Annotated in this window: 12 protein-coding genes; 6 read left to right on the top strand and 6 right to left on the bottom strand. The window is 39.9% G+C overall.

Annotated features, from left to right (window positions below):
- Window positions 1-160: 160 nt before the first annotated feature.
- The 5 genes from AACZ88_RS04870 to AACZ88_RS04850 form a co-directional block, all read right to left on the bottom strand.
- Window positions 161-1645, bottom strand: coding sequence for a glycosyltransferase (locus AACZ88_RS04870; RefSeq protein WP_339707019.1), 1485 nt, complete (start codon window positions 1643-1645; stop codon window positions 161-163).
- Between the two features lies 1 nt (window position 1646).
- Window positions 1647-2336 (bottom strand): glycosyltransferase family 2 protein, encoded by a 690-nt coding sequence (locus AACZ88_RS04865; RefSeq protein WP_339707016.1) that lies wholly within the window; start codon window positions 2334-2336, stop codon window positions 1647-1649.
- Window positions 2336-2821 carry a hypothetical protein gene (locus tag AACZ88_RS04860; protein ID WP_339707013.1) on the bottom strand — a complete coding sequence of 162 codons (486 nt, stop codon included), beginning with the start codon at window positions 2819-2821 and terminating at the stop codon, window positions 2336-2338. Before AACZ88_RS04860 ends, AACZ88_RS04865 begins: the two co-directional genes overlap by 1 nt.
- A gap of 9 nt (window positions 2822-2830) precedes the next feature.
- Window positions 2831-4414: a 4Fe-4S dicluster domain-containing protein gene (locus AACZ88_RS04855; RefSeq protein WP_339707010.1), complete on the bottom strand. Its 1584-nt coding sequence runs from the start codon at window positions 4412-4414 to the stop codon at window positions 2831-2833.
- Between the two features lie 74 nt (window positions 4415-4488).
- Window positions 4489-5832 carry an FAD-dependent oxidoreductase gene (locus tag AACZ88_RS04850; protein ID WP_339707007.1) on the bottom strand — a complete coding sequence of 448 codons (1344 nt, stop codon included), beginning with the start codon at window positions 5830-5832 and terminating at the stop codon, window positions 4489-4491.
- Between the two features lie 296 nt (window positions 5833-6128).
- Here AACZ88_RS04850 and AACZ88_RS04845 point away from each other — a divergent pair, with 296 nt between their 5' ends.
- The 5 genes from AACZ88_RS04845 (at window position 6129) to AACZ88_RS04825 (ending at window position 11347) form a co-directional block, all read left to right on the top strand.
- A complete protein-coding gene (locus AACZ88_RS04845; RefSeq protein ID WP_339707004.1) occupies window positions 6129-7055 on the top strand; it encodes a transporter in 927 nt (308 codons plus the stop codon).
- Window positions 7056-7276: 221 nt separating this feature from the next.
- Window positions 7277-7996 carry a DUF547 domain-containing protein gene (locus AACZ88_RS04840; protein ID WP_339707001.1) on the top strand — a complete coding sequence of 240 codons (720 nt, stop codon included), beginning with the start codon at window positions 7277-7279 and terminating at the stop codon, window positions 7994-7996.
- A 29-nt stretch (window positions 7997-8025) separates the two neighbouring features.
- Window positions 8026-8943, top strand: coding sequence for a hypothetical protein (locus AACZ88_RS04835; protein ID WP_339706998.1), 918 nt, complete (start codon window positions 8026-8028; stop codon window positions 8941-8943).
- A gap of 47 nt (window positions 8944-8990) precedes the next feature.
- Complete coding sequence (locus tag AACZ88_RS04830) at window positions 8991-10001, top strand: glycoside hydrolase (RefSeq protein WP_339706995.1); 1011 nt, start codon at window positions 8991-8993, stop codon at window positions 9999-10001.
- An 83-nt stretch (window positions 10002-10084) separates the two neighbouring features.
- Complete coding sequence (locus AACZ88_RS04825) at window positions 10085-11347, top strand: POTRA domain-containing protein (RefSeq protein ID WP_339706991.1); 1263 nt, start codon at window positions 10085-10087, stop codon at window positions 11345-11347.
- Between the two features lie 59 nt (window positions 11348-11406).
- Here the strand turns inward: AACZ88_RS04825 and AACZ88_RS04820 are convergent, their stop codons facing one another.
- Window positions 11407-12183, bottom strand: a complete 777-nt coding sequence (locus AACZ88_RS04820) for a DUF1080 domain-containing protein (RefSeq protein WP_339706988.1) — start codon at window positions 12181-12183, stop codon at window positions 11407-11409.
- A 789-nt stretch (window positions 12184-12972) separates the two neighbouring features.
- On the opposite strand from AACZ88_RS04820, the gene AACZ88_RS04815 reads away from it, so the two are divergent.
- Window positions 12973-14022: an N-acetylmuramoyl-L-alanine amidase gene (locus AACZ88_RS04815; RefSeq protein WP_339706985.1), complete on the top strand. Its 1050-nt coding sequence runs from the start codon at window positions 12973-12975 to the stop codon at window positions 14020-14022.
- The last annotated feature ends 114 nt before the right edge of the window (window positions 14023-14136 follow it).

Raw genomic sequence — 14136 nt, 5'->3', positions numbered from 1 at the left:
TTTAAGGTATTTAATGGAATTTTTTTATGGAACCTGAAATTGTCACTTACTGGACCAAGCCTGGGTCAAGAAACATAACCGCAACGGAAGCTTCATTTCAGAGAGAAAGGTAAGATTTATAGCGCATTAAAATCTCTGGTGCCGTATAGCTGAAAAATCTTTATGCCCGTGCCGTCAACGATTTGGTAAAGACAAAGCCAAACCCCAAGAACAGCATAAAGTGAAACGGAAAGAGTCCGAAATTGTTTAAAGGAATTGCACTATACATACCAAAGAGGAAATAAACCATTAGCGCAAATTCTAAAATCATATTGGGAGACAGTTTCTTGGTAAGGTATTTATTGTCTTTCCAAGTGTCGGTCAGATTTTTAAGATTAAATTTCGGCGTTCTGACAAATTCACTGCGTTTGCCCATATGGCCTTCCAACACGGCAATGGAATTGTGTAACGAAAAGCCTAGGGCTACCGAGAAAAAAGTAAAAAAGAGTTTTATATAGTCCACAAAATTATCAAAACCACTGCCTTGAATATTTTTATAGGTAAACCAATAACAAACAAAGAGAATAACGGTACTTGATACAAAGAAACTTAAGACGACGAATACCCAATCAAATTGGGGGAACAAAGCCTTGATATACATGGTCGGAATACTCAAAAGAGCAACTATAAAGACACAGAGGAACATGGAACTGTTCAATAAATGCATAACCCCGTGAAATTTGGTCTTGAAAGGTATATTCTTGGCGGTAATAACGTTCCAAACGGTTTTCTTGAAATTTTCTGCCCCACCCTTGTTCCAACGAAACTGTTGTGAACGGGCCGCACTAATAACTACAGGGAGCTCTGCTGGTGTTTCCACGTCTTCCAAATACTTGAATTTCCAGTTTTTTAACTGGGCTCTGTAACTTAGGTCGAGGTCTTCGGTAAGGGTGTCACCTTCCCAGTTACCTGCATCCAAGATGCAATCTTTGCGCCATATACCCGCCGTACCATTAAAATTAATAAAGTGTCCTTTAGCATTTCTGCCTACTTGCTCTAAGGTGAAATGGGCATCAAGTGCAAAGGCCTGAATACGGGTTAGGGTCGAATAATCGCGATTGATATGCCCCCAGCGGGTCTGTACGACGCCAATTTCCTTATCTTTAAAATACACAACCGTCTTTTTTAACCAATCACTTGATGGAAGAAAATCGGCATCGAATATTGCGATAAAATCTCCCTTGGCAATATTAAGTCCTTCTTTGAGCGCTCCTGCCTTAAAACCTTGGCGATTTTCACGTCGAATATGTTGTATGTCTAGCCCAGATTGTTGTAAAATTTTAATACGTTCGGCCGTTTCTTTGACCGAATCATCGGTAGAGTCGTCTAAAACTTGAATTTCTAATTTACTATGGGGATATTCGATTTTGGAAATATTCTCCAACAGCCGCTCCATAACATATTCTTCATTGTATATAGGCAGTTGTATCGTAACGAATGGAATTTCTTTGGGGTCTAGAAGGTTGAATTTAGGAGCTACTTGATTTCTTTTTTTGTACCCTAAGTAATTGACCAGCAAATTCAATTGTGCCAAGCTGTAGAAGAAAATCAATAGCAAAGCTATACTATAGATGGCAATGATGAAATAAGCAAGTGTTAGTCCCATATTATTTTATGCTGTATTTAAATATCCAAGCCAATATTTTTATGCCCGCAAAGATACTACCTTTTACAGTACCTGATACTTTTGAGACACCAATTCTTTTCTTGTAACGCACTGGTACTTCGGTATATGTCAATTTCTTTTTTAGGGCCTTTAATTGCATTTCCACTGTCCATCCGTAGGTTTTGTCCTCCATTTGGAGCAGTAATAATTTATCATACTTTATGGCTCTAAACGGGCCGAGGTCGCTATATGTTGCCCCAAAAAACATTTTCATCAAAAAAGTAGCCAATTTATTGCCAAATATCTGCTGAGGCGTCATACTACCATCTTCTCTTAGTCTCTTGATTCGGGCTCCAATTACAAAATCGATGTCTTTTTCTAGAATCGGGGCAACCACTTTAGAGAGTTCTTCGGGATAATCGGAATAGTCTCCGTCAATAAATACGATAATATCAGGTCGATCGGATTGTTTGGCAACGTAATCCATACCACATAAACAGGCAAACCCATATCCCTTTCGAGGCTCAGAAAGCACGGTAGCCCCAGCATTCAGGGAGTTTTCAACAGTATCGTCTGATGAATTATTATTGACAACAATAACCTCGGAAACTATCTCAGGTAGCTCTTGTATAACCTTGGCGATGGAATCGGCCTCGTTAAATGCGGGAATGATGACTTTAATGTTGGCCATTAGCGTAAATCGGAGAGTTTGTTTTCACGTTTAAAGCTGGCGAAATTAAACCACTCTTTAATTTTCTTGCCATTTTTATATTTTTCTGCAGAAGTTAATACCTCATCGGTATATTTTAAACAATAGCCATTTTTGACACCCCTATTCAATTGGCATTTGTGATTTATACGTCCCTTGCTATCATAAAATAGCCACCAATCGGTCATTTTTCCGTTTAAATAGTGTCCTTCTTTTGTCGGCATGCTATTTTGGTCGTAAAAATACCAATATTTTTGCCTTTGACCTTTTTTATAGTGTCCCTGTTCCGAAAGGTTCCCGCTGCTATGATAAAATTTCCAATAGTCGGTTTTAACGCCGCTTAGTACCCAACCTTCCGATTTAAGTTTTCCGTTAGCATGAAAATCCTTTTGATAAATATGTTGCTTTTCAGATACGTTTGCAATAAGTATGAGCATAAAAGAAAAGAGAACTAATTTGTACCACATTGCCGACATTTATTTTTTGTTGACCAAATCCATCAAGTCTACATCATTGCCTAACAATACGTCATTGGAATTGATACGCCCTTTGAGTGGCCCGTTTTCTAATTTTAAGACTCCACGGGGGCAAACTGCGGAACAAATGCCACAACCCACACAACTAGATCGCACAATGTTCTCGCCTTTTTGGGCGTAGGCACGTACATCGATTCCCTGTTCGCAATAGGTAGAGCAATTGCCACATGAAATACATTGACCGCCGTTCGTTGTAATTCGAAATTTAGAGAACAGTCTTTGTTGGAAACCTAAAATTGCGGCCATAGGGCACCCGAAGCGACACCAGACACGATTTCCGAAAATAGGATAAAGACCAACGCCGATAACTCCTGAAAATACGGCTCCTATTAAAAAGGCGTATGTTTTTCGAAGTGTTTCAGCCTTAAAAAGAAAAATATTGCCGTCACCACTGAAAAAATGAAATCCGATAAGAGTCGCAATAATAGCAAAGTATCCTATAGCGCCGTATTTTGCGTCTTTTTGAAGTTCTTCCCGCTTGTATAGCATCACCCAGGCAAAAACGGCGGTCAAAATGGTCGCTACCCCAATAAGGAAGGTGGTTTTGGTCAACCAGTATTTGCTACTATCATTCCCTAAATAGGAATACACCACGGCCGTTGTCATTAAAGTAACAAAAACAACGACACTATGAATTACCCATCGCTCGACATTCCATGCGAACAAACGTTTGTCGCTGAGGTGCCTGAACGGATCACCGGCAGTTTCCGCCAATCCACCACATCCGCATACCCAAGAGCAATACCAACGTTTTCCAAATTTATAGGTTAGGATGGGGGTAATGACAAAAATTGATAAAATACCGAAAATAAGCATGGCAAGCCCGATGTCACCGGCATCAATGAAGGCATTTATACGATATTTTTCAAAATTGTAATAATTGAGGGGCCAAACATTTTTAAGGTCGTAATAGGGTAGATCTCCATTAAGTCTGGCCATGATTTCAGGAATCAAAAAAGCAAATGATGTCTGAAAGAACATTACGCTTATCGTGCGTATTTTTTCATAGGTGTTGTGACGATACTTCCATATAAACTTAACGCCAAATACCAATATGGCAACAGTGTATAATGTGCCGTATACAAACCACTGGCTCGCAGGGTTGCCACTAAGTAATTTACTCAGTGGGTCGAAGAGGGCAATAACGCCCTGGTTGTCTCCCTCTTTTACCAGACCAAGATACTGCGGATAGAAATATAGAACGATATAGAAACCGGTCAAGGCAATGCCTGACAACCAGCCCCAGATGCCAAAACTTGAGATGGATTTAAACCAGACACCATCGTTTTTGATACCCTTATGTTTGTGGGAGTAAGATGCCCAGGAGAACCATATAACCCCGATTGAAATTGCTGCAAGGGAAATGGTTAACCACATTGCTTTGTTGGGAAAGTCTATATTGAACAGTGATAGCACCAAAATACCCAAGCCCGACATACCTAAAAGTGTGGCCAATTTTTGATGGGTATTCAATGCTTTTGGCGGTTCGCCCGTGAGGGCCATGTTGTTGCTCGATGTATTCATTACTTCTAATTGTTTTGGTATTCGGTAAAATCTAAGGTTTGACGTTCTGTCGATTCCTAAGGGTGGCTACCTTCTTATAAATTCAAGATACGCTTCCAACTCTTTTTCCTAGGTTGGATGTTCGTTGCGAATTCTGAATTGTATTTTGAAATAATATCATTTTCGTAGTCGGCGAAAAACTCTGGGTCGAAGTTGGCGTCCTTTAAATATTCCATTACATAATCAATGGTTCGTTCTTCGGTCAGCCAACGGTCAAAAATTTCGTGCCGAAGGCGTATGCCAAAAGTGTTGATGCCCAAAAATTTTCGATCCCCTTTATGATAGGCGATTGTAATACTTATTTTTTCTTTGGGGTGTCGCCAGTGAAAATGTTCCTCATATTCCTTTTTGCTTTGAGAGCTGAATACCCATCCGTAAGTTTGGTATTCAATATCAAGGAATTTGGCGGAATTGAACCAGTGACCGGGGTTATATGGCGTTCGATTACCACAAATGGTCTGTGCCAAGGCTTCACCCATCATGCGTCCTGTGTACCATACGGCTTCGATGGGCCTTCGATTACCGATGGCTTCCTGTTGTTCTGCACAATCTCCAATGGCATAAATATCTTGAATGTTGGTTTCTAGATACCGGTTTACCATTACCCCGCGCCCCAATTTTATACCTGATTCCTTTAAAAAATCAATATTTGGCGAGACTCCTGGTGTTAGACCTACTACGTTGCATTCAATGGTATCGCCTGTGTCTGTGGTAACCGCCTTGGCCCGGCCATTCTCGTCGGACAAAATTTCCTTTAGATTCGTTTGCAATCGCAAATCAATATGATGTTGCAAAATGTGCTCGTTAAGCATTTGTGATTCGCCATCGGGCAGTACGCCATTCCAAAAACTTTTTTCACGCACCAAAAAGGTGACTGGAATATTACGGCTTCGAAGCATTTCCGCCATTTCGATTCCGATAAGCCCACCGCCTATTATGACTGCTCTTGGGCATACTTTGCTGTTTGGTGCATTCTTTTCCAATAGATCGAGGTCTTGTTTTGAGTATAGCCCCTGCACCCCCTTTAAGTCTTGACCCGGCCAACCAAATTTATTAGGTTTCGAACCTGTGGCGATAATCAATTTGTCATAATTTAATTTTTTGTCTCCCGTTAAAAGAAGCCCTTTGTTTTTATGGTCTACCTGGGTAACGTAGCCTTTGACAAGATCGATGTTATTCTTTTTCCAAAACCAATTTTCGTAAGGCTGTATATGTTCAAACTTCATGTACCCCATATAAACATACATTAGCGCAGTGCGTGAAAAGAAAAAATCAGTTTCACTAGAGACTATGGTGATTTTTTTGTCGGATAGTTTTCTAATGTGCCTTGCCGCTGTAACCCCCGCGATACCATTTCCAATTATAACGATATGTTCCATATGTATCTATCAATTGCTGCACCTTGGGTCGCAGCTTTTGTTATAAACTTAATTTTAATTTTCAATTTAGAAAGAATTTAAATTGAAGGCCATCCTTTCATATATAAACTTATGTGACATAATAAAACCAAGTTTTGCCCAATGCCCCATTAGTATTATACTCAAAGCGGGTTATTTTTTTACGAGTGTCTTAAAATGGATATCTTTCTTAGCTCCGAAATAATTGCGCTGAGCTCATACAAAGTAATCTAAATCTTTTTTTTTCGACTGATTATACAGAACATAAAAATAAGAAAATGAAAACAAGAAAAACTTTGCTGATTTTTTCAGGGGTATTAATGATCGGGTCTATTGTACACGCCCAAGGTCTCGTCGACGGATATTTCAGTTCGAAGGGAAACCTTGCGATAACTGCATCTTACACCAAGGTCGGGGCTTACGATGAGTTTTATGTGGGTAAAGAAAAAACAGGTCCTGTACCTGTACACAATGAAATTTCACAGGATATTTTTGGTATTTATGCCAAATATGGCCTTCTTGATGATGTAACATTAGTGTTGAACGCCCCCTATATTACTACAAAGGGGTATGGTGATCCCGACCCGGTCAACGGTGAAACGAGGCAATCCGATTTTCAAGATATCTCTCTTACGGCAAAATATCGCCCTTTTAGTGTTGATTTCACTGGAGGAAGAATCGATGGTGTTTCAGCTTTGGGTATTGCCATACCTGGCGGGTATGAGCCCAACGGTATTCTTTCGATCGGAAACGGTGCTTTTACGACAGATTTACATATTGGAGGGCATTTGCAACTCAATGGAGGTTTCTTTTCTACATTGATTGCGGGCTATAGTTTTAGAGGTAAGGCAAACGATAATCTAGCGACGAACGGCGGGGCTGATTTTGATGTGCCCAATGCCTTTTTGGCCGTTGGGAAACTAGGGTATGCCGCTTCTAAATTTTATGTTGAATTATGGATGGATTATCAGGCATCTTCTTCGGATGGGGTTGATATTATGGGGCCTGGCTTTGCAGGTAACTTCCCTGAGACCCGGGTCGATTATATGCGGCTGGGTATTTCAGGATATATCCCGATAACCGCCGGTATCGGTTTGAGTGCGGGGTATGGCACTTTGTTGGATGGTAGAAACATTGGAGATTCTGGTTATTTTAGCACAGGGGTAACCTTTTCTTTTGATACGGCATCAGCTTCCGTAAATTAGAAGTTTAGGTCTCTACCTACGATATATAGCCACAATACCAATAGCCCTTTCCTTCGTGATAGGGCTATTTTGTTAAACGGAAATGTGAAAAAGGATACTTTCGTTATTATACTGTGATACTTATGTCTGTTCTTTGTCGCAACAAACGAAAGAAAGTATTTGTGTAAGCTATTAAACCAGTACACGACTTATTGCACCACTGCGAATTAACAGATACAAGAATGAAAAAACAAATAGTTTTAATAGGAGTGTTCTTTTTAGTACTTTCCCTTGGCCATTCTCAAACAACAACTGATTTCTTCAATAAAACAGATGCCTTTCTCCAAAAGTTTGTGAAAGATGGCAGGGTAGGCTATAAGGCTATTAAAGATGATACTTCGGCATTAGATGAATTGCTGACTATGGCCGAGGCTATCTCGGTTTCGACAGAAAATTCAAATGAATTTCAGGCCTTTTGGATCAATGGCTATAATTTATTGGTTATAAAAGGAGTTGTGGAAAATTATCCGTTAAAATCACCGCTTGATGTGGACGGATTTTTTGATAAATCAAAGCACAATATTGGGGGAGAGAACCTTACTTTGAACGATATCGAGAACAAATTGCTACGGGGCAATTTCCCGGCAGAGCCTCGATTTCATTTTGTGTTGGTTTGTGCCGGTTTGGGCTGTCCGCCTATTATTAGTGCTGCATATATGCCTTCAACGTTGGATTCGCAGTTAGAAACCCAGACTGAAAAAGCCCTCAATAATCCTGACTTTATTCGAGTGGATAAGAAGAAGGTAAGAATCTCCCAAATATTCGAATGGTATAAAGGTGATTTCACCAAAGAAGGCAAGAACTTGGTCGATTTCATCGATTTATATCGGAAGGAAAAACTGCCGGAGAATGCAAAAGTATCGTATTACCCGTATGATTGGACCCTGAACGCCATTCAATAAGTAGACCTTAACTTTAAAAATAAAGCAGTATGAATTCAAGTAGAAGAATCCTATTTTTTTTAGGATTGTTATTTATGTCGTTCGTTAATTTTGCTCAAGATGCATCTCAAGACGATTCTCGTCAGACCAGTAATATTCAGCAATATACGCCATCAAAATTGATGGGTAAGGGGCAATGGGATATCAAATGGTTTAATAATTTATACACGGAAACTAAAAGCACGTTTGCCGACGGAAAACAACCGCGTCAAACCTTTTTTACTTCGACATTGGAGACCTATACCGGTGTCGGGGAAAATAGGAGATGGAATGTGGGTGCAATTGTTGAAGTGCGTTCCAATGTTATTGCCGACCGTAAGGCCTTGGATGTTTTTAAATTTGATGGTGAAGAAAGTACTGCTCGTTCCGGATTGACGTCTATTGCGCCGTCGGTAAAATTTGTGCCCGTTGCCTCAATAAGTAATTTTAGTATTCAGAGTTCATTTTTTATTCCTTTGGTAGATCAAGAAACGGAAAATGGTGTTTTTTTGGACCAAAAAGGATATACTTGGCAGAACCGTTTTTTTTATGATTATACATTCCCAGGAAGTAAATGGCAGCTGTTCTCAGAGCTTAATTCTGAATTTCATTTTGGCAAAAAGTCTGTTCGAGACGCCAATGACGATACAATTGAAGGAAGTTTTGCCAATAACAGCCTAAGTTTGACACCAGGAGTTTTTCTAAGTTATTTTCCCAGTTCCAAATTTACCATTTTAGCTTTGGCACAGCATTCGCAACGGTTGGATTTAGGCAATAACTTTGGTCAAGATTATACGGCTGTTGGTGGTGGCACAAAATATCAACTGACCCATGCCCTGAATTTAGAGTTGTTGTATACCAATTTTGTCCGGGGCAATAGCACAGGGCTTGGTCAAACCTTTAATTTAGGACTTCGGGCCATTTTCTAAATCGATTACGATAAATACCGTATTTTAGGAGTCGTAATCAAATGTGGATGAAAAAATTAAGGCTTCTTTTCTTGTGCTTCCTCCAATTTTCCTGTTCAAGCCAAGTCCAAGAAAAAATCAATGGTATAAGTTTTGTGGCCTCCCGAGAAGAAGTGGCACAAGAGCATGTACAAGAAGTACTGAATATACATGCCAACCACGCCGCGGTGATGCCCTTCGGCTTTATTCGTGAAGTCGATTCCCCTGAAATTATTTTTGACACCGAGCGGCAATGGTTCGGGGAAACCAAACACGGCGCAAAACAATATATAAATCTACTACACAAAAATGGGGTTAAAGTCATGCTGAAACCCCAGATATGGATTTGGCGCGGCACCTTTACGGGAACGTTGGCTATGAATTCTGAAGATGATTGGAAAGCCTTAGAAAGTTCCTACGAGAAATTCATACTCAATTATGCCCAGCTGGCCCATGAAACGAACGCTGATATATTCTGCATCGGTACGGAACTTGAACAATTTGTAAAAAACAGGCCTGAATTTTGGAAAACCCTTATTCTAAAGGTGAAAGAAATCTATAAAGGAAAACTGACCTATGCTGCCAATTGGGATGAATATACACGAACCACTTTTTGGGAAGAGCTTGACTATATTGGTATTGATGCCTATTTTCCGTTATGTGAAGAGGTTACGCCTACCGTGGCACAATGTCGGGAAGGTTGGCAACGTCACAAAGAAGTAATACGAGCGCTGTCAAAAGCCAAGAACAAGCTTGTGTTATTTACCGAGTACGGGTATAGAAGCACCGACAAGACTGCTTGGAAACCTTGGTCGGCCGATAGGCACGAAAACCCGGTCAACTTGGAAGCTCAGGTCAATGCCACCAAAGCTATTTTTGAAGAATTTTGGGGAGAAGATTGGTTCGCAGGAGGGTATGTATGGAAATGGTTCATACGCCATAAGGAAGCCGGGGGAGGTGAAGATAATAGGTTTACACCCCAAAATAAGCCTGCGCAGGGCGTGATAGCCGAATTCTATGAAAAACATCAAAGTAAATAGGTTTAACGGCTTTGTCTAGCCTTGAACGCATTAAAATAGTTCATGCGAGATTTCTTTAAAAAGACATTAACCACTAAAGGATTATGAGTGGAAAGTACCTGTTCTTGCTTTTATTTTGGTTAACCTGTGTTGGTTTCGGGCAGAAGAACAATGTGGTAGATATAAAGATTATAGGCGCAAAAAAGACTAAAGCTGCTTTCTTGAGAAAGATAATTCAAGTGAAGAAGGGTGTGCCGCTCGATTCTGTCAGTCTTTTAAAAGATGTAGAGCGTTTAAAACGTTTGCCTTCCATTGCCCATGCCTATTCCGAAGTTTTTTCTGCTGAAAATGGGGCCACTCATGTAGTCTTTACTATTGAAGAAAATTTTACCATTATTCCTTATGCCAATGTTTATGCATCGAGTGATGACGATTTTGCTTTCAGAATCGGAATTCAAGAGTTTAATCTTTTGGGTAGGAATATGATTTTTGGCGGATTTTACCAGTATGACAACTATAATTCTGTAGGGGTCAATCTGCGGGCACCTTATCTCATCAATAACAAAATCGGTTTGGCCGTGAATTATAAGCATCTCACCACCGAGGAGCCGGTTTTTTTCGATAATACTACGGCCGATTACAAATACAACAATAAAGGTTTTGAACTAATGGGGCTGTACGAGTTTAATTTTGAGAACAGAATAGAATTTGGGTTTAGCCTATTTACTGAAGACTATGCCTACCTTTCAGGAGCCACAAGTGCTGCCGTACCCCAGTTCTTAAATGTCGACAAACACCTGTTCAAATTTATTTACAATTATGACAATGTGAAATACTACTACCACTATTTAAAAGGCTTTCGTAGTATGTTGAATTTACAGTATGTGGGGAGTTCTGATGGGAATCTACCAGAGTTTTTGATTGGCTTTAATGACTTTGTCTATTTCCGTAGAATGGGGTCTAGAGGTAATTGGGCCAGTCGCCTTCGTTTAGGGTTGGCCAGTAATATGAAGACGCCTTTTGCTCCCTTTACTGTTGATAATAACATCAACATTCGAGGTGTTGGGAATACAATAGATAGGGGCACGGGCGCTGTGGTTTTTAATACGGAATATAGACATACATTGATTGATAAGAATTGGTTCGCCATGCAAGCAAACGTATTCATCGACGGTGGTTCATGGCGGAACCCGGGAGGTCGTTTCAGTGATTTTGGCGACCGAATGAACTTGCGAATATATCCTGGAATCGGACTCCGACTCATTCATAAACGCATTTTCAATGCCATTTTTCGAATCGACTACGGGTATGGCATCACCAACAATGCGGCCCAAGGTATCGTATTCGGTATTGGTCAGTATTTTTAATGATATCCGGTTTTAACCTAAAGCATGATAGGTTCCAAAAGCATTTTTTTATTCTGCATTTATAATTTGCGGATCCAAATATTTTTGAACTGGGTTTTATTACCATGGTCCTGTAGTGAAATAACGTCATCCCCATGTGCCGAAGGATAAGTATGCAATCCGACATAAAAGGTGTTTCCGTTTATCGAGACGTTGTTCTGAACTAAAACACCATTGTGAAGTACGGTTATTCGTGCGGGGGCGTCTAAACGCCCATCAGCTTTAAAACGGGGTGCTGTATATATGACATCGTAGCTGTTCCACTCAAGAGGTCCTCGCATGGCATTTACCAATGGAGCGTGGTCTTTATAAATACTGCCTGCTTGTCCATTGCGATATGTGCGATTGTTGTAAGAATCTAATATTTGAAGTTCGTAGCGGTTCTGAAGAAAAAGTCCACTATTGCCTCTTCCCTGACTATGGCCCTCTACTTTATCCGGGGCGCTAAACTCAATATGTATCTGGCAATCACCGAATTTCATTTTTGTTGAAATTCCTCCGGAGCCAGGTACTACTTCTAAGTGATCATTGTCAACGATTTTCCAAGGGGCGGCTTTTGATGGATCCTTTTGGCTCACCCATTGCTCAAGATTGGTGCCATCGAACAAAATAATGGCATCTGATGGTGCATCTCCCAACTTTTTTGCTGGGGTAATGACTTCGACTTCCGGCTCCCATATTTCCGTCATTTGTGGTTTCATGGGCATTGGAGATACTTCCGGTGGCGTATTTTGAGCATTTAGGTTTATGGCAAAGGCGATTGCGACCAAACTGGTCCAAACTGTTTTTGAGTTCATGTGTGTTTGAAATTTAATAATGGAATTACTTTAATATATATTGAAAATCTATTTAGGTCGATTCGAACGTCGAATTAGCAGACATAGAATTGGCAATAAATGTAATTATATTCCATTGAAATCATATGATCATACTCTATTTAATAACAGGCGTTACTCGATTTAGTGTTCAGTAGACTTGTATTTTATATCGAATGCACTATTCCTGTCTGTTTTGAAGACGTTTATCTCTTACTGTTGTCTTTAAAATCAGGTAAGTAGTTTTTTTACTAATTTTAATTAGTAAAAAAGAAGGTTCGGCCGAACTGCTCGAGCATACCAAAAAGTCTCTTTCTGATAATGGTAGTATTGTGGTACAAACATTGCATCCATATTTTTTGATAAAAAGCGGGTTCGAGTATAGAAGTCAAACAATTTGCGATTCGTGGAAAGGGCTCCCCGGTAATTTTGTAGAAGGCCATAGTTGGTATGCCCGTACCTTTGAAGATTGGGTGGCTGTTTTTTCTACAGTCAATTTACAAATTGTATATGTTAAAGAAGTATTGAACAATGATAATGAACCTATTTCTTTGATTATGCAGTTGAAATAGCACCTGTTTCTTGACCTACAATTATGAAAAACAGCAAGTATGAGAGTCTTAGGTGTTGTTTATTGGAAATTTTCTATCGTTCATAAATGGTTAACTAAACTTTCGAAATCTCTTTCTCTAATCCGTTGTGTTGGTTAAATTTGTAGCTATTGAGTGTAATTTTAGGCATCGTTTTTGGTGTTTGTAGTTTAAACTTGTCGTGATACATCGATTTACACCAAATAAAGTACTTCTCTTTTTTCTCGGAGTTTGTCTCACGGGCACCACTGCTTTTTCGCAAGACTCATTAATTACGGTTACTGCTGAAAAGGGGGATGGTATTTTGTCACTTTTAAGAAAGCAGGGTGTCGACCCCTATGACTCGTTTGACGATTTTGTGGCGTTGAATATTTCTAACCTGCGTGATAGCGTTCATTTGTATGCGGGACGAAGATATATTATTCCAGTGGCAGAATTGGATACGGTCGAAGTGATTCCTGCTATTAAGAAGCAGGCGACCCAGATCAAGAAAATTGAAGGAAAGGCATTTCCCATTTTTGGCAAGAAACATGAAATTGTGCTTTCAAAAAGCGAACGACTCAAGGGCAATGTATATTATTTAGTTTCTGGTCATGGTGGTCCGGATCCCGGTGCAATGGCCATATATGGAGGTAAACCTATCGCCGAAGATGAGTATGCCTATGACATTACCTTGCGATTGGCCAAAGAATTATTGGCGCATGGCGCAACGGTGTATATTATTATCCGTGATGAGAATGACGGTATTCGTGATGACCGTGTTTTAGAAATTGATCGTGATGAAGTGGCTTACCCCGATAAGGCCATTCCCCTGAACCAGGTAGCCCGATTGAAACAACGTGTGCAGATTGTAAACGAGTTGTATCGAAAGAATCGAGGAAAATATCAGCGTTTGATTGTGACTCATATCGACAGCCGTAGTAAAGGTCAGAATATCGATGTTTTCTTTTATCACCACGAAAAGAGTAAAAATGGTAAAAAATTAGCGGAAAGCATTCATAAGACTTTTCAAGAGAAATACAAAAAATACCAACCTAATCGTTCGTATTCAGGAACATTTGAAGATAGGACCTCGCTCTATTTGGTCAAAAAGACGCATCCGGCAATGACCTTTATAGAGGTGGGGAATATACGTAATAAAAAAGACCAACGCCGTATTTTGGACCCTGACAATCGTCAGGCTCTCGCCAAATGGATTTCAGAAGGTATTTTGTTGGATTATGAGGACTGATAGATGTGTTGTTTCAGGCTTTCATTGTAGCTTATTTTATAGCCATCCACACTAATTTTGTGACCATTGGCACATATAAATATTCTGTCAATTTTAATTCGTCTATATTGGTAG

It is taken from the genome of uncultured Kriegella sp., assembly GCF_963975415.1.
Classification (GTDB): Bacteria; Bacteroidota; Bacteroidia; order Flavobacteriales; family Flavobacteriaceae; genus Kriegella.
This window is presented reverse-complemented; position numbering and strand designations above follow the sequence as displayed.